This is a genomic window from Methanosarcina barkeri str. Wiesmoor, assembly GCF_000969985.1.
GTDB lineage: Archaea > Halobacteriota > Methanosarcinia > Methanosarcinales > Methanosarcinaceae > Methanosarcina > Methanosarcina barkeri_B.
Window position 1 is genome coordinate 1,798,278 of the sequence record NZ_CP009526.1, and the last position, 20,960, is coordinate 1,819,237.

Sequence of the window (20,960 nt, forward strand, 5' to 3'; positions counted from 1 at the left end):
ATGACATTAATTGAAATTCAGACGAAAAATTGAATGTACTTTTTTGAGGGGAACTACTAATAACCTTAATAAATGGAACAAATAAGTAATAACCTCTAGTTTGAGAGTGAGTTTAAGAGGACCCTATATAAGTTTCAATCCTTGCATTAATAGGATTTTACCCGCGAATTGCAGGACCCTTTATTAAAAAATAGGACTTCAGGAGAATGGTCAACTATGTCAGAGGTTAATTTTAATTCCAGGGCTTTTACGTGAAGTGAAAAATAATCTGATGCCATGCAAAGACTCCAAAATAAGTCCATTACTGAAGGAAAGTTAAAAAAATTCTATTCATCCACCAGATAGTCGGGTATTTTAATTCAATCGAATTTTCATTTAAGGAGAATACATTATGGAAACAGTGGAGAAGGCAGAAGACGGGATCATAAAAATTATGGCAAAAAAAAGATCCGGTAGCAAGTCGGCCGAGGGAGTTGCACTTCAAAGACTGCGCGAATCAGTCAGGCCAGAAAGCGAAAGAATCTGTTACGACCCGTATGCTGTCCATTTCATTAGCCCGGATGTGCTTGAATTCATTCACAAAAATCCTGATCTGATAAAGGCTGAAACAGATCGATATGAAAGATTTTTGCCCGGCCTGTTCAACTCCTTAATAGCTAGAGTTAGATATTTCGATGATATCGTTAAGGAATCGATAGAAAAAAAAGGACTTGAGCAGCTGGTTATCCTGGGTGCAGGTTATGATACCCGCGCCTACCGGATCGAAGGGCTGAGGAAGCTAAAGATATTCGAGGTGGACCATCTGGATACCCAGAGCACAAAAATGGAAAGGCTTAAAAAGGCCTTCGGTTCCCTCCCGGATCATGTTGTCTTTGTATCCATCGATTTCGAAACTGAAACTTTAGGGCAAAGACTGTTGAATAGCGGATTTGACAAATCGAAGAAGACTCTTTTCATTATGGAAGGACTTGTTATGTATCTTCCACCTGAATCTATTGATGATACTTTATTCTTCATTGTGAAGAATTCAGGAAAAGGCAGTACTATCCTGTTTGATTACTACCCTGAATCCATAGTTGACGGTACATGCGAACTAGAATTGGGAAAGAACATCAGGAAATTTATGATACAGCAAGGTGAGCCTCTTAAATTCGGTATCAAGGAGGGAACGGTCGAGGCTTTTCTCGCCGAGAGAGGTTTTTCCAGGGTCCAGAATGTGACTGCTGAAGAATACAAGAAAATGTACTTCCACGGAATAAACAAAGACAGAGAGGTATGCAGCCTTTTATCCTTTGCCCACGCGGTGATTGAATGACTTAAGCTTCAAAGGCAGAGAAAGTATCACCAATTAAACTGATGAAGCTCATTTCTGAGCTCTTTATGTGATCGATTCTCTAGCTTTAAGGTTTGTTGTCGCCTATAATAAAAAGATGGCAAGCGATTGTTTGATCGGCTAACTGGATTCTCAGCCTTTTTTCGCAGAAGCGAAAAGCCTCAGGTTAGACTGTTGGGCTATTAACTATTATTTGTTTTCCCTGTGGCATACTATATTCTTTATTGCAAAGAATTCAGAAAAAGACAGCGATATCCTGTTGTTAATTAAATCCTGTTGTTGACAGAACTATATGCATCACAACATTAATAAATAATTATAAAACTATATGTTTATGAAGTAATGTTACACTGACTTTTAGCACTAAATTTTGGAACTGAGTCGAATGAATGCGAATAAAACTTATTCTTTGTTAATAGATAAGTAAGAGAATGGAGAAAAGACATTTTTATATCTCAAATAATAAAATTCGTATTCCTGCCATCCTGTGGGGAAGGCAGAGTGAAAAACTGTTGATTGAAGTTCATGGCAACCTTTCTAATAAAGAGGACACCGTAATTTCCATGATGGCACAAAAGGCTGTTGAAAAAGGTTACCAGGCATTAAGCTTTGACCTGCCTATGCACGGTGAGCGTTTAGATGAGGAATATGCCTGTATTCCCGAGAATTGCGTAAGTGATCTGGCCGCTGTTTATGAATATGCAAAGTCACTTGCACCTGACATTTATTTGTTTGCGTGCAGCATGGGAGCTTATTTCAGTCTGCTTGCCTATCATGACCTTAACATAAAGCAAAGTTTGTTTCTCTCGCCCGTCGTCAATATGGAACGCATCATACACAATATGATGGAAGGTTTCCAGGTAAGTGAAGAAAGACTAAAAGCAGAGCATGAAATCCGATTGCCGATTGGACAGACACTGGAATGGAGCTATTATTGCTACGTGAAAGAAAACCCAATTTGTTTTGAATGGAAAGTACCTACTGCCATTTTGTATGGTTCTGACGATAATCTCTCTGAATCGGACGAGATTTCAGCATTTGCAGAGAGGTATCAATCAACAGTTAAAGTCCTGGAGCATGGAGAACATTACTTCCATACGGAAGAACAATTGACGGTTTTTGATAGATGGGCAGATGAAAATTTGCTGTAAAACTTGATGGGGTACTACAAACAGAAAAGTATGCAGTATTTATTTTTTTACTCACGCAGTAATCGAATAATTCAGGTTTCACAGATCGAGAAATAACGAAAAGTAATAAATGCTGATGATCAATATATCTGTCCAGAGGATTTGATATGATGTCTCACCTTATCGTTGATCAGGATCGCTGCACAGGATGCGGCCTTTGTGTAAAGATGTGCTCCTCAGGTATTATTATTCTGGATGATAAGTCAAATCTTCCTCAGGTGCAGGAAGAAAACATTTCTCACTGTCTCTATTGCGGGCACTGCGAGGTATTTTGCCCGTCTCAGGCACTTACCCTAAATTTCCTACCTGATGAAAAAGTTCCCCTGCCTGCCGGTGCTGGCAATATCTCTCCGGAGGATATAGCCTTCTATCTCAAAAAACGCAGGTCTATCCGGCATTTTACCAAGGAACCCGTGCCAAAGGAGAAAATCCTTGAAGTCCTCGATATTGCCCGTTATGCAGCATCTGGAGGTAACGGTCAGCCGGTGCAGTGGCTGATAATCCATGATCCCGAAGAAGTAAAGAAGATTGCCGGGCTAACTATCGAATGGATGAAAAACCTGCTGAACACCGACCACCCTATGAGCGGGTTTGTGCCGATGCTTATTTCTGCATGGGAGCAGGGAATTGATGTCATCTGTAGGGGCGCTCCACACCTGCTTTTCGCCCACATTCCAGAGGACAACCATATTGCTTCTACTGATGCTATCATCGCCCTCACCCATTTCGATATCGCTGCACCGGCGTTCGGGATCGGGACATGCTGGGCGGGATTCGTTGCAGCTGCTGCCATGTCCTATGAACCTCTTAAGAAAGAACTCGACTTGCCCGCAGGACGAAAGTCTGCTTACGCAATGATGTTTGGCAATCCGGAATACAAGGTTTATGGAATCCCCCGCAGGAAGCCTCTTGAGGTTATGTGGAAGTAAAGTTGAAAGATTTTGAGGGAGCGATAAATACTATGATAAAATTGCCGTTCTCCTGGGAAGCCCTTAAAAGAACGGCAACAATACTATTTTACTGGGATCATGGCCCAGACCAAAGCCTGGATCGACTAATTCTTCCCATATACAGACATGGACCTGAGTCCAGAAGTACCTGAGTTCAGAAATACCTGAGTTCAGAAATACCTGAGTTCAGAAGTACCTGAGTCTAGAAGTACCAGAATCAAAAGAGCCTCTTTCATCCTCATTTTAATACAATTACACATATGGAAAATTATCCCAGAGATGGCAAATGCTGCCGATTGACTACTATTAGTTTTTAAACTACTACCAGTTTTAAAACTGATCATTGAAAGCATCAAGAATAGTTCACGAGTCTTTATCACCAGCTTTATCAGCGTCCATCAAACCTGATAATAAATCCTGTCTTAGATTTACACTCAAATCCAGCCTTTTCGTAAAACGGTATAGCTTCTTTTCTTCCTGTAAGAAGCATAATTTTATAACAGCCTTTTTCTCTGGCTATCTCCTGTGCCCTTTTTAAAAGTCTTGTTCCAATTCCCCTTTTTCTATAATCTGGATGCGTCACGACACTCTCGATAATGGCATAAGGACTTGCGCTCCTTGTCAGGTTCTTGATAACAACCATTACGCAGGTGGATACCAGTTTTCCATTTACTTCGACCACAAGGTAGTGCTGACTCGGGTCTTCCAATATTTCTTGCCATAGCTTTTTGAGTTCAGCATCCTCTACAAGATCTGGATCATCTTTGTTCAGGTATTTGTAGAGATCCAGTAGTTCTCTTAATTCATGTTTTTGAACATAGCGAATAATTTCACTCATAATCAGTCCTTTTCCTTAGTCATTTTTCCTTAAATACTCAGGAGCCTGCGAAATTTTATGCATCATGCCATAAGATCTACCTGACGGGTAGTACTCGGCACCGAGCTGAATTTTCCCTGCTGTTTTTTCATCTGTCATATATTCAATAAATGCAAATGCCAGATCAATACCAGCAGAAATGCCTGCTGAGGTCCAGATATTTCTGTCTCTAACAATTCGATCCTCTACTACCTCCACATCACCCAGGTCTCGCAGTTTCTGGAGTGAAGCCCAGTGAGTAGTAGCTCGCCTGTTTGAGAGCAGGCCGGCACGGTGAAGTATGAATGCGCCAGTACAAACCGACAGCACAGCTTTGCAATTTTCAGCTTGCTCGGCAACGAATTGAATTAGGGGCGGGTTATCAACCTCTCTCTGTGTACCTTCCCCACCCGGAACAAGGAGAAAATCCAGTGGAGGGCAATCTGCAAAGGTGACGTGAGGATTTATGGACATTCCTTTACTACAGATCACGGGAGCGGGATTTTCGGCAACCATGAAGCATTTATTAGGTCCCTGAGCAAATTTGCTCCAGAGTGATATTATTTCCCAGGGGCCGACAAGGTCCAGTTCTTCCAGCCCTGGGTAAATTAAAAATCCGAAATTCATGTTAGAAAGGTTGGAGATGTTTTGTAAATATTTTTCTCTTATCGGATGGTTTGTAAATATTTATTTCTTATTTAATATTTTGTAAATATTTTATTAGTGTATATTTTATCCCAAAATTACTTTATTTTTATAATTTATTATTGTAATTATATCACGTGCCCAGGTAACCCATAATTTCACTTCAACTTCGAATTTTTTTCGTTTTACATGATCGTTCTCCTACTATAAAGAGTTAGAATTACTAATGTTTAGCTTATACCTTACTTGCTGTTGCATTATTTGTTTAAATTTTTATACAATTTGAATCTGCGAAATTATTTCAGGATACATTAAAATTCCCTTGGGTTTATCAATCCTCTTTTAAAACCCCGTTTGAGTATACTGGAAAATGTGTATACAGAACAGGTTAGGGGGACTGATGAGGCTACTTGGGGGTATGTTGAGAAGCATGGCTATCAGTAATATGTAATGAGTCAAACTATAACCTGAAATAGCTGATTTCTAGTAAATTGTGGAGACTTCGTCGGCTCTTACTGGAAATAAAGAGCTGTCTTAAGATACAGTATTATATGACCTTCTCATGGTCCTTATTTTCTAGTTTATAAGAATTGAAAATAGTGTGGAATGGATTCATAGTGTTATACTCTTTTTTTTTTAGTTTGTAAGAATTGAAAATAGTGTTGAATGAATTTATAGTGTTATAATCTTTTAGATAATAAGATAAAGTTTTATCAAGCTTTAAACTTCCATTACGTTTTTTATTTAATTTTTTGAAAATAAGTATGTTTATAAGATAATTTCTCCTGTAATTTTTTACTACGTGTACTTCCGAATAAAACTAAAAAAAAACAGGAGGATTATATGAAAAATAATAGAAAGTCTATACTGAAAATAACAGTATCTGTTTTTACCGTATTAATGGTGCTGGCTTTATTGTCTCAAGGAGTCTGTGCAAAATGTATTGTAACCAAGACTCCTCTAGGTGCAGGAACTCCTCCAGCAACGCAACGTCTAACTGGTGGGAATAATCGTATTGATTATACGGCGGTAGCCGCTTCACGTACTGATCCAAGAATAGTACGATTTAAGGATTTATCAAAAGGTAAAGAGACATATATCAGATGGGACTTTGGAGATGGAACCCATAAACAAGGAACAAAAATTACTTCATCACTAAAATATCCGGTTCACAAGTATTCAAAGACTGGTTTTTATATTAGTTGTCTGACTATCAAGTGTAAGGGTTATAATGGAAAACTGTGGGTTCATAAAAGTATTGTTATCCGATAAATTTGGAAAAGGTAACATTTACTTACCTTTTCCAGCGTTTATAAGCAGTGTTTTTATATTGAGCTGATGCCAAAACTCAAAATTAATTATTTGAATCCTGTATTCTGAATTATCAATAAAATTTCAGATCATAAAAAACAACTCATAAAAAACAACTTTAAAAATTTATTGATTTGAAAAATAAAATTGGTTTTGGGATAAGCTCAGTAATAAAATTTTTTGCCATGTTCTTGCTTAAAATCGCAATCCGCTAATACTAAATATATTTTATTATCTAGTTCTTATTATTTTTGCATTTACTCTCTTTGTCGAAAGAAACCAGGTATTCATATCGTCTCTGTAATGATTGCCCCAAACAAATATTCTCAGAAAAATTCCTAGTTTTCAGTCCCCCTCAAATTTCTAATTTTTAGTCCCAAACTTTGCACTCCAATCCTTTTGGAAGTATACTACCCGAAGACTGCATATGACCTGAAATGCTTCCCAAAATATGTTTCACGACATATATCATTTTATTAATATAGTATATATAAATATTTTTTTAAGTTTTTATTATAAAATATTAAAAAATATTAGTATACAAACCCACTCGTTTTCAGGCGAATAATATGAATAGGACTTACGCAGTTGAACTGAAAAATCACGCCTTTCGCAACTAAAACATTGAATCTTTTTTTACTGCCTTAATTTGTTCGGAGTCCAAATCTTTGACCCGCTCTTTGCACTCATCAGTATACTTATTAATTTTTTATAGTTTTTCTTTGATTTAGAAAAAATCATGAAATTTCATCATAACTCGAGTAAATCAATCTATTCATTTTTTCTTATTCATAGTTGGATTGTCAACTTTTTTAACTCTGATGCTAATAAACTTCACTTTGCAAAGAAGTAATGGTAAGATGTTTAAACAAAACAAAAAAAATGTGAGAGTTCACTTCATCTCTACCTGAAATCAGGGTATTCGTGACCTTCTGCGCTCTCGATGTAATAAAAGAAAGTAATACAGGATACAGGGTAGAAAGTTTATCCTTAAAAGGCAAATTCTTTATAGCTTAAAATAAAATAATTTATAATGTTTCAGACCGTTCGAAAACCCAGATCTTTCTCAGTTCTGTTTTTTCTTGTAATGCTTATTGCTTTTTTCATATTTCCACCCCCTGCCTCCGGAATGACCGAAGTGGAGGTAAATCCTGTTAACACACCGCAGGGTGCAGTCGTGCTGATCGTAGATGGTCTGAGTGCGCCTTTTATCTATCCAGAGCTTACGCCGCATGCACTCGACGGCACGCCCCTTGAAAAAGCCGAACTTGAGAATCTACCGGAAATAAGTAAAGAGAGCGCAAGGATTCTGGAATTCCGAGCACCTCAGACCTTTACCGAAGGAGGGCATTCGGTTCTTGTCACGGGAAATCCGGGTGCAGACAGTGAACTTGTAAGTTTCAAAGATGCCACTATTTTTGATATTCTACACAGAGAAGGCTATCTATGTATTGCGGTTATGGAAAGAGGGGATTCCTGGTCAATCCGTGCCGAGCAGGATGCCATTCTCAGGGATGAAAATAACTCTATAAATAAAATAAAAATTGCCCTTGAGCAATCCGAACCTTCCTCTAAAAGTCCGGAGGTACCTGAAGGACTTTTACAGGTTATGGAAGAAGCTGCTGATAAAGCGCCTGAATATGTCACATCAAAAGAGACTCGGGAAAAGTATAGTGGGTATAATCGATGGGGAGTAGAGACTGCACGCAATATTGTTGAGTATATGGCCAGAAGCAGGCCGGAACAAAAATACCTGCTCACTATCAATGTAGGCGCTGTAGATTCAAGCGGGCACCACCGGGATAATTATGGGTATATAGACTGTATCGAATGTCTTGATGCCGATATTTCCCCACTTTATGAGCTCTGCAAGAAAAATGACCTTGCCTTTGTACTGACATCAGACCATGGAATGTGTTTTTCCAAAGATGATTCCAAGGGTGGGCACCAGTCAGAAAAATTTACGGATACAGATGAAGCACAACTCGTTCCCCTTATAGTGCATGCCCAGGACATTGAAAGTGGAATTCTCAGGGGAAAGCACGGCCAAGAAGACTTTGCTCCAACGCTGCTTGGAGTTCTTGATGTTCCAGACCGGCCACGGTTTGCAGAAGGAAAACAGATTCTTCTGACGGACCATGTAAATCTTAGAGTAGAACTCCCGGAAAAGGGCTCTGTAGAACTCAGGAAGAATGAGGATGAGAAGAAAGGAAACTTGAAGGAAGGAAACGTAAAAGATGGAAGTATTGTAGCTTCCCTGCAACATGATGACGAGTTCCTCTTCTTGGGGCTTGAGCCGGAAAGTACCTATACTGTCAGTGTTGCTCTTGATTCCGGAAACAGCCTTGAAGAGCAGGTAAAAGAGCTCACTCTTGAAACCGACTCGGTACTGGAATTCACTGAAAAAGGACAGAAAATCGAAGAAAATAGTGAAGATAATCCCGAATCAGATTCAGGAAAAAACTCTACTGCTAGTTTCTTGAAAAAGGAATCTGGAAAATCTAATTCGAGTTTAACGCACCTGATTGGATATCTTGTGATAGGATTGGTCAATCTTATAGGATTTGTAATTATTGCAAAGGTCCTGAAGAAAAGCTGAATAGACGTTTACCACGCTTGTTTCCTACTTTTTCGCTCAAGCCTTTTTTCAAAAAGATTGAAAAAAGCTGAATAGACATTTACCACGCCTTTTTCCTACCTTTTCGCTCAAGCCTTTTTTCAAAAGGCTTGATAAACATTTCCAAGGGCTTTCTTAAAAGTGACATCGACATCTTGCACATGGGCAAACATGGGGCCTTTCCTGAGTTCATTTATATAAAGTTCCACAGCTTCAGGTCTGCCTTCAGCAATGATAAAGACCCTTCCGTCCCTTAAATTTCTGGGATTAGACTCTATGCCCAGACGCTCGGCAGCATTTCTCGCAAATCTTCGAAAACCCACGCCCTGTACCCTTCCGGATACAAGGATTTCCGCCCGTACAGTTTCTCCAGAGGTCACAACTGGCTATTTTGAGCAACCCTGATTTATAGTTATGGTTATTTCTGATGGGGAAAGTTGAGAGATAGTGGGTTTTGGGATATAAAAAGAGGCGAGATATAAGGGAAAAAGTACATTCGATTTTTCGTCTGAATCGCCATGTTCAGAGTATAACATATAGGACTAAATATTATCTAAAAGTAAACAAGCCAACATGAAAGGTTGCTCAACACGGTCAAAGACGGCGGACTTAAGATCCGTTTACAAAGGTATTCGTGGATTCAAACCCCACCCTTCGCATCTGATTTTAGGGTAATAAGTAACGTGAAAAACGCAAAGCATTTGTAAAGGTAATTAACAACTGTGTCTTTCATCCGTTTAGATTGTGATTGCATATGTAGAAGTTACAGTGGGTTACAATACTTTCCGGATAGGCTCTTGTTTGATTTTGTTTCCAAGATTATCATTGCTACGATTGGGAAACATACTTACAAAGTCATTATATGATAGGCTTTCTGATTACTGTGACCTGCCACTAAGCTAAAGACTTAGCGCATTCCTCATTCATAGATGACCATCGGCATCTCCAAAGGCTTTAATTCCGGCTGAACCTTCCACTGAGTCTCGCTCTTCCGCCCGTTTCGGCTTTACGTAGTTACAAGCCAGAGTCGAAGGTTTTTCTACGACCTACTGAGCCTGATGGTAGATTCTTGGAAAAAGGCTGCTTGGTTTTCGCATACCTTAATTTAATATTAAATTATCCGATGGTCTATGAAGTTAAAGAATACTGAAAAGAATAGGGGGAGAAGTTGATGCTTATATTTCCTGAGATAAAGAAACAGGGGTTTTACGCTTCTTTAGATAAAAGTTCTTTATCAAATGTTATTTATCACCCTCAAAACGCTGGAGAATTAAATCAACAGGTTCGATTTTAAACTTCTCTGCGCCGACAAGACATGATCCTTCAAAATCACATGTCCAGATAGGGTATTCTGAATATCTATCCACGACATCTTTAAAAAACTCTCTAACCGGAAGTGCACGAAGGTTGACATATTTATCCAGTTTTAGATCCAGAGTACCGTAAAGCACTTCAGTTAATTCATTTAGTAATTTTAATAACACTGAGGTTCGTTGGAATTCTGGATTCCACAAATCAATTCTTTCTACAATCTCTTTGACCTTTATATATTGCTCATACTCCCACATTTCAAGTATATCATTGTTGAAATGTTTGGATACTATTTCATAAACTCCTGGAATTTTAACTATTGATTGAGTAATTTCTTCGTTAAGAAGTATATCACTACCGAAGTATTTAGATACTATTTCATAAACTCCTGGAATATTGACTATTGATTCAAGATTTTCTTCTTTAATAAGTGCATAAAAAATTCTATCAAAATCGTCTTTTGTCATATTATTGTAGTTCATATATGTTCCCATTGCTTAGCTCGTTGACTACGAGATTCAATCCTAGTTTTCGTGTACCTTGCTCGCAGATACATAAACTACATATGTAAAATTATTTTTAAATTTCGTTTTTATCTGACCTTCCGCAGATGTCTGATAAATTTATTTCTTTTTCTCGCTAATATCTAAATATCAAAAATGTCGTATTCTGCTTTGGATTTCATCATGTTTGTTACAATACGTTTTCTTGATCATCATGGAATCGTTTCTGGCATTTATGATGACTTGAAATTGGAAAAGTGATTGACGAAGTGCTGCTCAAGTTTGGGCAGCACAAGTTAGCTCATTCTATTGTAGTAAAAGCAATGATCCTCAACTGTCTTGGTTTCGTAGATAGTCGTCTTTACATGCATTCTCAGTACTTTGAAACCCTTCCTGTTGAAAGGCTACTTGGCTCCGGGATCAGTGCATCTGACCTTACTGATGATGTTTTAGGTCGAAATCTTGATGAAATATATGAAGCAGATTCTACTCAGCTTTTCATAAAACTTGCCTTGAAAATGATGAGAATAGTGAACATCAGGACTCAACTTCTTCAATGTGACACCACCAATTTTAGCGTTTATGGAGATTACAAACATATTGATGGCAGTTCTGCCATCGAAATAACATATGGTCATGCAAAAGAGGGTAAAGATGACCTGCAACGTTTTGGACTTGGAATCATAACAAACCAATATGGAATCCCATTATTTGCAAAAACTTACTCTGGTAATGCATCAGACAAGGATACCATAATTGAGGCAATGAAAAAACTTCAAGAAAACATAACTTTCCCTGATGATGTTTATTACATAGCGGACAGTGCTCTATACTCTGACAATAACATCAAATCAATGAGAAAAGATATGGAGTGGATTACTCGTGTCCCTTCAACACTAAACCTTTCAAAAGATTTGTTGATTTCTGATCTTGAGTTTAAACCAGGAAATATCGTTCACTATGTTATAAATACAGAAGCAGTTAGGAATGAAGAAGTTATATTGAATGAAAAAGAGCATCAGGGAAGGTTTGTAATTGCAAGCAATGATCTCAATCTTGATGCTAAAAAGATGCTGGATTACTACAAGAATCAAAGTAAGGTTGAAAAAGGATTCAGGTTCATAAAGGACAAAAGTTTCAGGGTTTCAGAGGTTTACTTGAAAAAACCTCAAAGAATTGAAGCTCTATCAGTGGTAATGGTATTGACTCTGATGGTTTACTCGGTAGCAGAATGGAAATTAAGAGAAAGGCTAAAAGAAACAGGGGAAACAATACTTGACCAGGTTAAAAAACAAACTCAAAAGCCCACTTTGAAGTGGGTTTTTATCCTAATGAGGGGGATTACAGAAGTAAAAATAGAAATTGATTCAAAAGTAGTAACTCAAATTGCCAATATGAGTGAAGTTAAAGACAAAATAATAAGGTTGATGGGGAAAAATTGTGAAAAATACGACTTTTGAGTGGAGATCTGCGGAAAGGCGGTTTTACGAACAATTTAAATAAAAATCAAAGACTAAAAATGAAGAAATCTCTAATTCTAGCAAATCAAATCACATAAAATCGTGTCCCTTGAAATCAAGCTTTGTAAAAAACATATAATAGGAAGAATTTCAAATATCGTGACATAAGAAATGCGAATGGGAGTTTTGAGGGCCAAATATTTTTTTAATACATATTAAAAAAATTTTATGAAGCCGATGTTTATAAACATTTTTTCTTAAAAAATACAACTTTTTCATTTAGTAATAGATACATATTTCTTTAATGAGTTTGTCAAGAAGTTGTTTCAGATATCAACAGATTGATAAAGTGGGATAGCTTCAATTGAATTTAGCGATACCGGACAGTTGGTCTGAGATAAGCATTGCTCAGGTGCTACCCTCAAGTTTCTTCCGGTTATAGAGGAAATGAGTTATATGTCAAGCAAGACAACATTTGAAATAGAGGACAAGTGCCTCCCGCCTTTCTTCGTGAAGCAGAAAATCTCCATTGAAAAAGGAGATGGAGTTTATGTATGGGATGAAGAAGGGAAGATGTATATTGATTTCACAGCAGGTTGGGGTGTAACATGTATTGGTCATGCAAACCCGGTCATCACCGAGGCCTTGATCGATCAGGGGAAAAAAATAATTCAAAACCCCAATTCGGGACTTACATATTCTCCGGCACGTGCACGTCTACTGTCCTTACTCGCAGAAATTCTGCCTCTCAATCTTACAAGAGTATTCTTCACAAATAGCGGAGCTGAAGCAAATGACGCTGCCATTAAACTTGCTCGAAAGGTAACAGGCAGACCTGATATAATTTCTACAGATCAAAGTTTTCATGGGCGTACTATCAGTACAACATCGGCTACAGGTCAGGCCAAGCATAGAGATAGGTATAGTCCTCTGATGCCTAATTATCGTTTTGTTCCCTATGATGACTTAGAGGCTATGGAAAATTCTCTGGACGAGAATGTTGCTGCAGTAATTCTTGAACCTATTCAGGGAGAAGGTGGAGTTTGCATACCTTCTGAAGGATATCTGAAAGAGGTAAGCAACCTGTGCAAGAAGAACGGAAGCCTGCTGATCGTAGATGAAATCCAAACTGGCTTCTTTAGAACAGGGCCAGCTTTTGTTACAAGTTCCTATGGTGTGAGAGCAGACTTTATGACAATGGCAAAGGGAATTGCAGGTGGTTTCCCATTTGGTGCTTTTGCTTTGTCTGAGAACGTCGCAAAGAAACTCGAGATCGGCGACCATGGAGGTACATATTGTGGCAACCCTCTTGGTTGTGCCGTTTCCTATGCAGTGATAAAATACCTGATAGATAACAACATTTCCAGAAATGTAGAAGAAATGGGCTGTTTTGCCCTGAAAAGAATGAGCTTATGGCCTAATATTTATGGAAATGTAATTGCTGACATAAGGGGAAAAGGGCTTCTTATTATGGTCGAATTCCAGAGCGAAGAGATTGCTACAAATGTCAAAAACGAGTGCTTGGCAAGAGGCTTGTTTGTCACTCAAACTCAGGGCAATGGAATCAGGATATTTCCCGCACTAAACGTTAAGAAGGAAGAGTTAGAGGAAGGTCTTTTAATTATCGAGGACGTGGTCAAGAAAATTAATCTCACCTTCTAAATATCAAGTTATAGCTGTCTAAGCCAGTTTAGTATAAAAACGACCAAGAAAGTATGTTACCTGACGGATTAAGGGATTATTAAAAATAGGCATTAAGAAAACCGGTACAGACTCAACAGATATACAGACTCAACAGATATACAGACTCAACAGATATACAGACTCGACAGATATACAGACTCGACAGATATACAGACTCAACAGATATACAGATTCAACAGATATACAGGTTCAACAGATATACAGGTTCAACAGATTTATAGGCTCAATAGATATAGGCTCACGCAGTTGGTATCAAAAGTCCTGAAACTACTTAGAGGTCTTAAGACCTATCCAGTTAAGGTGGATAACAATAAGATACTCGTTAACACCGAGTACTGGCTTTTTTAATCTTTTTGTCAGTTCTTCGACATCGCCAACTAACTCCAGGCCGATGTTTCTTCCAGTTTCAGAATAAATGATCTTCGTGCCAGGACCCGTTTTCTTCAATAGAGCCACATTGATACTGGAGTATAGCGACTCGTTAAACTTCGCTGTCATCTCTCCAAGCCTTGGTGCATGGAGTTCGACACTTTCTGATCTTTCCGCATCGATGTCAAGATGGTATACCTTGTTTTCCAGCCGGAGACGAATGTTATCGTCGGTAACATTGCCACGTATCGACAAATTTATCATTTGGTACAAGTAAAGATACTATCTATTCCTTGATGGGATTAGTTTAAAAGACCGCTTAACAATTGAAAAAAATCTATTGAAAAGCAGTTAATAAGATTTTTTGAAGATATTTAATGAATTGGGGAGAAAATAATGCCTACAAAAGAAGATATAGAAATCCAAATTATGGAACTCTGGGATGAAATCTTTGAACTTGAAGATAAACTTGGTGAAGAGCTGGATATTAAGTATGCAGAGTGGCGTAAAGTAGAACCATTATTGAATGAGGGTGTAGATGTAGATTCATTTATAATGCATATAGAATCTATGAAGGGGATTAGTGAAGAAAGCATACTTGTTTACAAAGAAGTCAAAACAATCAAAGATAAGTACAAACAGGAAATGGATGAAAAACAAGCGAAAATAGACACATTGAACAAAGAAAAAAATATTATGTAAGTGTCGCTCGTTGGCTTTTCAGAAGAAATGCCAGAAATCAGAGTGCTTGATTTTCTGATAGAAAATGCAGATGTCTTATAATACTGAAGGGCTTGTAGTTTCAATCCAGACATTCGCGGAAATTGCGACTATTTTATAAGGATTTTTTACAAAGCTATTTTATAAGTATCTCTTATAAGACTATCTGCAAAGTTTCTAGAGTAATTTATTCCACTTCATCACTTTTTTTAATAGTCCCAGTGAAAATTCAATATTGAAATCTTCGATAGACATCGTTCGTAATTTTTGTTGGAAAAAGCATTTATGTGACTCTTTGTAAACTCACAGAATATAGATCCTCTTACTAATTAGAAGAACCCAGTCTGTCATTAATTATTCTCCGTATACCATACAGCTTTTTGTTCAATCTTTTTTACAAAAAGATTGCAGTAACTGTACTACTTATCGTTGTCAAGTTTTTGTTCAATCTTTTTTGCAAAAAGGTTGTGGTCAATCTTTTTTACAAAAAGATTGCAGTAACTGTACTACCTATCGTTGTCAAGTTTTTGTTCAATCTTTTTTGCAAAAAGGTTGTGGTCAATCTTTTTTACAAAAAGATTGCAGTAACTGTACTACCTATCGTTGTCAAGTTTTTGTTCAATCTTTTTTGCAAAAAGGTTGTGGTCAAACATTTTTGCAAAAAGATTGCAGCGTAACTGTTCTATTGTCGGGTTTAATAATGGATCGGATGAGAACCATATCTTGAACCAGTTCTTTTTTCATCCTCTACTTTTGTTTCATGTGGTGCAGTTGGACCAGTTGGTTTTTCTTCCTCTACTTTTATTTTATGCGATACAGTTGAACCAGTTGGTTTTTCATCTTCTGATTTTGTTTTATGCCAACCAGACAAGCAGCAAGATTCTTTGCGATGCATAACATATTTTACAATGCAAGCAAGTCCTATTGCTGCTAAGATACAGCCCACTATTTTCATTAATTTATTCACTGTTATTCACCCCAAACTATTATTGTACTTTATCATTTATGAAGATGCGCAAACAGGCAAGTTTGCCATCGAGTTCATTGCAGAGAAAATATAATTTGTAAGTACTCCAATATTTAGTCTTCGGTACCTTGATTTTTGAAAATGCATCAATATTTAGTAATTAGTTCCTTGAGTTTTAAAAGTAATCTCCTATTTCGCAGTCGGTTCCTTGATTTTTAAAACTACTCCAATATTTAGCAGTCATGCCCTGGATTTTTTTCAATCCTGGACTTTTTCAATATTACGTTAACATCCACATGCAGCAGTCAAAAATAAGGTAAATTGGATTACTTTCTCTATTAAAATTTAAGTATTTTTATGTAGAGCAGAATGAAATGGAAAGCTTTATAGATTCTTTATACAACTAATTCATTCAGTCTATTTTTTTTGAAAATACTGTAAAGGACGAGAATATAATGACAATAAAAAAATCATGCCTGATTGTTTTAGCTTCAACCGCCCTTCTTTTGTTATTTATTGTCTTTTCATTTACTACATCAGGTAGTCACTGCACAGAGTTCTTCTTTCTCGACATATGCATAGATATCTAATTCAGTTTTATTGAAAAAATATAGCTTTGTTACAAAATCAGTGAAAATTTTCACAATTAGGGAAGTAAATCAATCTCACCACAGAGAAAATGATACACAAAGGTGAGAATTAGTATATAGTACCAAACTGAGGAAATATTATTTTTGCAACAGAACTAACCGTTGGATCATTTTACTTCATAGCTGACATGTGTATGTTTTTGTACTTCTTTATGATGCCATCATTCAAATTATATAAATTATTTATAACAGATTGGAAATAGGAATTAAAATGAAACTGCCACTAAAAATAACAGGTATCCTCTTAATCTTCGCTCTGCTGACAGCATGTGTAGCAGCAACTGAAAACAAAAATCTCCCGACAAAAGAAGAAATAACTGATTTTATTGCTGGTATACCAGTATCTGATAATTATATTATCACAGTATTTGATACCGTGAAAGACAAACAGCCGACATGGAACTGTGATACATGGGAAGATAAAAATGGTAACCAGATGCTCAGTTTGTATTATGTAGATCCAGACTCAGTAAAAGGATACGATAGCATATACTTTAATGAGTTCGGGAAAAAAATCTCCATGTGTGGGGTTGAAGCCAAGCTGGTAAATCATTACGTAGGCGAGGCTGTTTCGGAAGAAAACACTCCTGTAGGTGCTACAAGTGGTTCGATTAAAGAACAGAGTGTTACAGACCAAACCGAGACAGTTGAAGAAGAAGCTGACTCAGTTGAACAGGAAACCGAATCAGCTGAAGAGAATCCCGATTCGGTTGATGATAAACGGCTGGAAGATTATGAAGATCGAATGGACGATTATGAGGATCAGCTAGCTGAGTATCAGGACAAGCTGGCTGAATATGAAAGTCAGTCGGTTAATTATAACCAGCCGACTGCGTATAAAGACGCACCAGCAGAAGAGCCGGAAGCGTCTTCTGCAAGTGTAAGCCTCCATGGTGAGAAAACAAAAGTCCTTATGGGAGAAGATATCTTGCTCAGGCTCTCAGCAGTGAACCTAATCACAAAGCCTACCATGCATGTCCAGGCTATAATTATTCCTCCGTCGGGGATGAGCGTCTCTTCTACGGAGTTTGTTGAGTCCGGTGCTGGACAGTACACAACTACATATGACATTGAACCCGGCAAAGGAAGAGATATTGAAGTAAGGATTGCAGCCAACCAGGTTGGGGATTTTAATGTTACAGGCAGGGTAATATATTATTTTGGAAGTGACACAAAAGATGGAGACGATACAACGCTCGATCTCCCTATTCGTGTAGAAGACCCAACTCCTTCCCAATCCACGTCTGAGGAAAACCCCTCGGCAATTAAAGACATTCCTGGTTTTGGAGCCGTAAGCCTGGTAATGATATTGATAATGGTATTTCTCTTAAAAAGATATTAAACAAAAACAATTTAAAAGAATGTATGAGTTATTAATTAATTCCGAATAACTCTTCCATTTCCTTTTTTGAGAGAAACAGGAAATTTCTGTGCTTACAATTTTCAGTAACTTATCTCAGGATGAAAATCAACTTAAATGGGTAAGCCTATGAATAATAATCAGACTCCGGAGCAAAAAGCAAGAAATGACATTGACAGAAAATTAAACGCTTCTGGCTGGATAGTGCAGGAAAAGAGCAAGATCGATTGGAGTGCTTCTAGGGGTATTGCAGTTAAGGAGTATTTAACTGACGTCGGGCCTGCTGATTATGTGTTATTTGTTGATAAGAAACCGGTTGGAATTATTGAAGCAAAAAAGGACGAAGAAGGCCATCGGTTAAACGTGGTCGAGGAACAGTCCTCAAGATACGCTACGAGCAAACTGAAATACCTGGACAATGACCCATTGCCTTTTGTGTACGAGAGTACAGGGGAACTTACTCGGTTCACAGACTTCCGTGACCCAAAACCAAGATCAAAACCTGTTTTTTCTTTTTACAGGCCTGAGACTTTTGAAGAGTATCTTAAAAATAGGCCTTTGAGGGAAAGGCTACTGGATCTTCCCGAATTGAAGACAGATGACCTGCGTGACTGCCAGATAACTGCGATTTCAAATCTTGAGAAATCCTTTAAGGACAACCGCCCAAGAGCTCTTATCCAGATGGCAACAGGTTCGGGAAAAACCTATACTGCTATAACCTTCATCTACCGATTGCTGAAATTTGCGGATGCAAAAAAAGTGCTGTTTCTTGTTGATACCAGGAACCTTGGTGAACAGGCAGAACAGGAATTCAAAAATTATACTCCCAATGATGATAACCGGAAATTCACAGAGCTATATAATGTACAGCGTTTACGTTCCAGTTATATCACATCAGACAGCCAGGTGTGTATTTCCACAATCCAACGTCTTTACTCCATCCTGAAGGACGAGGATCTGGACGAGATTAATGAGGAAGAAAACCCTGCCGAGAGAGGCTGGCAGCCAAAAGAACCGCTTCCTGTAGTCTATAATGAGAAAGTTCCCATTGAAGAGTTTGACTTTGTAGTTATAGACGAATGTCACCGTTCCATATACAACCTGTGGCAACAGGTTCTGGATTACTTTGATGCTTTTTTGATAGGTCTGACAGCCACGCCGGACAAGCGCACTTTCGGCTTTTTCAATGAAAACGTGGTGAGTGAGTACAGTCATGAAGACGCAGTGGCAGACGGCGTGAATGTGGGTTATGACGTGTATACCATTGAGACTGAAATTACCAAAAACGGGTCAAAAATAAATGCGCGGGAGTTTGTGGACAAACGGGAGAAGCTTACCCGTAAAAAACGCTGGGAACAGCTGGATGAAGATTTCACCTATACTTCCAAAAACTTAGACAGAGATGTGGTTAACCTCAACCAGATACGACGTGTGATACGAACATTTAAGGAAAAGTTACCTGAGATCTTTCCCGGCAGAAAGGAAGTTCCTAAAACCCTGATTTTTGCCAAGAACGATAGCCATGCCGATGATATTATCAATATAGTGAGGGAAGAGTTCGGAGAAGGCAATGCCTTTTGCAAAAAAGTGACCTACAAGGCCGAAGAAGACCCTAAATCGGTATTATCAGCTTTTCGCAATGAGTACAATCCCAGAATAGCGGTTACAGTAGACATGATTGCTACGGGCACGGATATCAAGCCGCTGGAATGCCTGCTCTTTATGAGGAATGTAAAAAGCAAGAATTATTTTGAGCAGATGAAGGGTCGAGGTACACGAACTCTGGACTACGATGATCTGAAAAAAGTGACACCTTCTGCGATTTCGGCCAAGACTCATTTTGTAATTGTGGACGCGGTGGGCGTTACAAAAACCATGAAAACCGACAGCCGACCTCTGGAACGCCAGAAAAGCACATCTCTTAAAGACCTGCTGGAAGCAGTAACCTTTGGGGCTCAGGACGAAGACCTTTATGTTTCTCTGGCTTCTCGACTTGCAAGGCTGGACAGGCAGATAAACGAAGCCGAAAGAGCTACTTTTGCGGAGAAAGCGAACGGAAAAACGATCAACCAGACTGTTAAGGACCTTCTCAATGCATACAATCCTGACATCATTGAGCTCAAAGCTTCTGAGATTAAACAACGCCAGCCGGAGATTTCAGAAGCCGATGCAAGGAAAAAAGCGCAGGAGAACCTAATTGATATTGCCAGATCAACTTTTTCCGGCGAGTTGAACGAATATATAGAGAATGTCCGCAGGGTCCATGAGCAAATTATTGATACCGTGAACCTTGACACCGTTAACAGAGCCGGCTGGGATAAAGACACTGTGGTACAAGCGGATGAACTGGTTAATGACTTTAAGGCATATATGGAAGCAAATAAAGACGAGCTCACAGCCCTGAGGATTTTCTACAACCAGCCCTACAGGCGCAGGGAAGTTACTTATTCGATGTTAAAAGAAGTGATGGAGAAACTGAAGCTGGAAAAGCCCCAATTCGCTCCTTTGAGGGTCTGGCAGGCTTACGAGCAACTGGAAAAGGTGAACGGGAATTCCCCAAAAAAACAAATGACTGCTCTGGTTTCTCTGATCCGCAGGATAACTGAGATCGACCCTGTACTGACAGCCTACGACCAGACAGTGAACCGGAATTTTCAGGAATGGGTATTTAAAAAGCAGGCTGGAACTCTGAAATTTAATGAAGACAAGATGAACTGGCTTCGCATGATTAAAGATTATGTTGCAACCAGCTTCCATCTGGAAATAGACGACCTTGATTACACTCCCTTTGATGCTCTTGGCGGGCGAGGCAGAATGTACCAGTTGTTCGGGGATGAGATGAATCTGGTTATCAGCGAATTGAATGAGGCTCTGGCGGCGTAAAAAAGAAAATGATAAGTTGGGAGAATACAGCTTTTTCTTCGTTTGTACTTATAATGCAGTAGTATGCCAATTCTTTTGTAAATCAAAAGTTAAATTTTGAGTACTTCTTTAAGACCAATTCAAAAAGTTAC

15 protein-coding genes and 1 pseudogene are annotated in these 20,960 nt (G+C 38.3%); 10 read left to right on the forward strand and 6 right to left on the reverse strand.

What is annotated here, in order from left to right; all coding sequences use genetic code 11:
• The first annotated feature begins 391 nt into the window (after positions 1-391).
• The 3 genes from MSBRW_RS07675 (at position 392) to MSBRW_RS07685 (ending at position 3,452) form a co-directional block, all read left to right on the forward strand.
• Entirely contained in the window at positions 392-1,315 is a 924-nt protein-coding gene (locus tag MSBRW_RS07675) for an SAM-dependent methyltransferase (protein WP_011308210.1), read from the forward strand.
• Positions 1,316-1,764: 449 nt separating this feature from the next.
• Entirely contained in the window at positions 1,765-2,484 is a 720-nt protein-coding gene (locus MSBRW_RS07680) for an alpha/beta hydrolase (RefSeq protein WP_011308209.1), read from the forward strand.
• A 146-nt stretch (positions 2,485-2,630) separates the two neighbouring features.
• Positions 2,631-3,452 carry a nitroreductase family protein gene (locus tag MSBRW_RS07685; RefSeq protein WP_011308208.1) on the forward strand — a complete coding sequence of 274 codons (822 nt, stop codon included), beginning with the start codon at positions 2,631-2,633 and terminating at the stop codon, positions 3,450-3,452.
• Positions 3,453-3,861: 409 nt separating this feature from the next.
• Here MSBRW_RS07685 and MSBRW_RS07695 read toward each other — a convergent pair whose 3' ends face one another.
• A complete protein-coding gene (locus tag MSBRW_RS07695; RefSeq protein ID WP_011308207.1) occupies positions 3,862-4,311 on the reverse strand; it encodes a GNAT family N-acetyltransferase in 450 nt (149 codons plus the stop codon).
• Between the two features lie 15 nt (positions 4,312-4,326).
• Entirely contained in the window at positions 4,327-4,956 is a 630-nt protein-coding gene (locus tag MSBRW_RS07700; protein ID WP_011308206.1) for a DJ-1/PfpI family protein, read from the reverse strand.
• 861 nt (positions 4,957-5,817) lie between these two features.
• Between MSBRW_RS07700 and MSBRW_RS07705 the strand changes: the two genes are divergently transcribed.
• Together MSBRW_RS07705 and MSBRW_RS07710 are read left to right on the forward strand one after the other, a co-directional pair.
• The gene (locus MSBRW_RS07705) at positions 5,818-6,246 is read left to right on the forward strand and encodes a PKD domain-containing protein (RefSeq protein ID WP_011308205.1); all 429 of its coding nucleotides are present in this window, start codon (positions 5,818-5,820) and stop codon (positions 6,244-6,246) included.
• Positions 6,247-7,414: 1,168 nt separating this feature from the next.
• Entirely contained in the window at positions 7,415-8,884 is a 1,470-nt protein-coding gene (locus tag MSBRW_RS07710; protein WP_230670016.1) for a sulfatase-like hydrolase/transferase, read from the forward strand.
• 119 nt (positions 8,885-9,003) lie between these two features.
• Here the strand turns inward: MSBRW_RS07710 and MSBRW_RS07715 are convergent, their stop codons facing one another.
• The gene (locus MSBRW_RS07715) at positions 9,004-9,282 is read right to left on the reverse strand and encodes an acylphosphatase (protein ID WP_011308203.1); all 279 of its coding nucleotides are present in this window, start codon (positions 9,280-9,282) and stop codon (positions 9,004-9,006) included.
• Between the two features lie 861 nt (positions 9,283-10,143).
• Positions 10,144-10,707, reverse strand: a complete 564-nt coding sequence (locus tag MSBRW_RS07725) for a hypothetical protein (RefSeq protein ID WP_155398152.1) — start codon at positions 10,705-10,707, stop codon at positions 10,144-10,146.
• Between the two features lie 192 nt (positions 10,708-10,899).
• On the opposite strand from MSBRW_RS07725, the pseudogene MSBRW_RS07730 reads away from it, so the two are divergent.
• Positions 10,900-12,176: pseudogene (locus tag MSBRW_RS07730) on the forward strand (IS1634 family transposase).
• 456 nt (positions 12,177-12,632) lie between these two features.
• Entirely contained in the window at positions 12,633-13,838 is a 1,206-nt protein-coding gene (locus MSBRW_RS07735) for an aspartate aminotransferase family protein (protein WP_011308200.1), read from the forward strand.
• 309 nt (positions 13,839-14,147) lie between these two features.
• On the opposite strand, the gene MSBRW_RS07740 is transcribed toward MSBRW_RS07735, so the two are convergent.
• Positions 14,148-14,504 (reverse strand): hypothetical protein, encoded by a 357-nt coding sequence (locus tag MSBRW_RS07740; RefSeq protein WP_155398153.1) that lies wholly within the window; start codon positions 14,502-14,504, stop codon positions 14,148-14,150.
• Positions 14,505-14,645: 141 nt separating this feature from the next.
• On the opposite strand from MSBRW_RS07740, the gene MSBRW_RS07745 reads away from it, so the two are divergent.
• Positions 14,646-14,951, forward strand: a complete 306-nt coding sequence (locus tag MSBRW_RS07745) for a hypothetical protein (RefSeq protein WP_011308198.1) — start codon at positions 14,646-14,648, stop codon at positions 14,949-14,951.
• A 712-nt stretch (positions 14,952-15,663) separates the two neighbouring features.
• Here MSBRW_RS07745 and MSBRW_RS07755 read toward each other — a convergent pair.
• Positions 15,664-15,936, reverse strand: coding sequence for a hypothetical protein (locus MSBRW_RS07755; RefSeq protein ID WP_011308197.1), 273 nt, complete (start codon positions 15,934-15,936; stop codon positions 15,664-15,666).
• An 861-nt stretch (positions 15,937-16,797) separates the two neighbouring features.
• Between MSBRW_RS07755 and MSBRW_RS07760 the strand changes: the two genes are divergently transcribed.
• Both MSBRW_RS07760 and MSBRW_RS07765 read left to right on the forward strand, forming a co-directional pair.
• On the forward strand, positions 16,798-17,928 hold the full coding sequence (locus MSBRW_RS07760) for a hypothetical protein (protein ID WP_011308196.1): 1,131 nt from the start codon (positions 16,798-16,800) through the stop codon (positions 17,926-17,928).
• Between the two features lie 147 nt (positions 17,929-18,075).
• Positions 18,076-20,829: a type I restriction endonuclease subunit R gene (locus MSBRW_RS07765; RefSeq protein ID WP_011308195.1), complete on the forward strand. Its 2,754-nt coding sequence runs from the start codon at positions 18,076-18,078 to the stop codon at positions 20,827-20,829.
• Positions 20,830-20,960: the final 131 nt, after the last annotated feature.

Excerpts from the sequence above, each read along its gene's own strand:
- MSBRW_RS07680 (WP_011308209.1), top strand. The coding sequence starts at position 1,765 with ATGGAGAAAAGACATTTTTATATCTCAAATAATAAAATTCGTATTCCT.
- MSBRW_RS07700 (WP_011308206.1), bottom strand. The coding sequence starts at position 4,956 with ATGAATTTCGGATTTTTAATTTACCCAGGGCTGGAAGAACTGGACCTT.
- MSBRW_RS07745 (WP_011308198.1), top strand. The coding sequence starts at position 14,646 with ATGCCTACAAAAGAAGATATAGAAATCCAAATTATGGAACTCTGGGAT.
- MSBRW_RS07735 (WP_011308200.1), top strand. The coding sequence starts at position 12,633 with ATGTCAAGCAAGACAACATTTGAAATAGAGGACAAGTGCCTCCCGCCT.
- MSBRW_RS07695 (WP_011308207.1), bottom strand. The coding sequence starts at position 4,311 with ATGAGTGAAATTATTCGCTATGTTCAAAAACATGAATTAAGAGAACTA.
- MSBRW_RS07675 (WP_011308210.1), top strand. The coding sequence starts at position 392 with ATGGAAACAGTGGAGAAGGCAGAAGACGGGATCATAAAAATTATGGCA.
- MSBRW_RS07685 (WP_011308208.1), top strand. The coding sequence starts at position 2,631 with ATGATGTCTCACCTTATCGTTGATCAGGATCGCTGCACAGGATGCGGC.
- MSBRW_RS07760 (WP_011308196.1), top strand. The coding sequence starts at position 16,798 with ATGAAACTGCCACTAAAAATAACAGGTATCCTCTTAATCTTCGCTCTG.
- MSBRW_RS07705 (WP_011308205.1), top strand. The coding sequence starts at position 5,818 with ATGAAAAATAATAGAAAGTCTATACTGAAAATAACAGTATCTGTTTTT.
- MSBRW_RS07710 (WP_230670016.1), top strand. The coding sequence starts at position 7,415 with ATGACCGAAGTGGAGGTAAATCCTGTTAACACACCGCAGGGTGCAGTC.
- MSBRW_RS07765 (WP_011308195.1), top strand. The coding sequence starts at position 18,076 with ATGAATAATAATCAGACTCCGGAGCAAAAAGCAAGAAATGACATTGAC.
- MSBRW_RS07725 (WP_155398152.1), bottom strand. The coding sequence starts at position 10,707 with ATGGGAACATATATGAACTACAATAATATGACAAAAGACGATTTTGAT.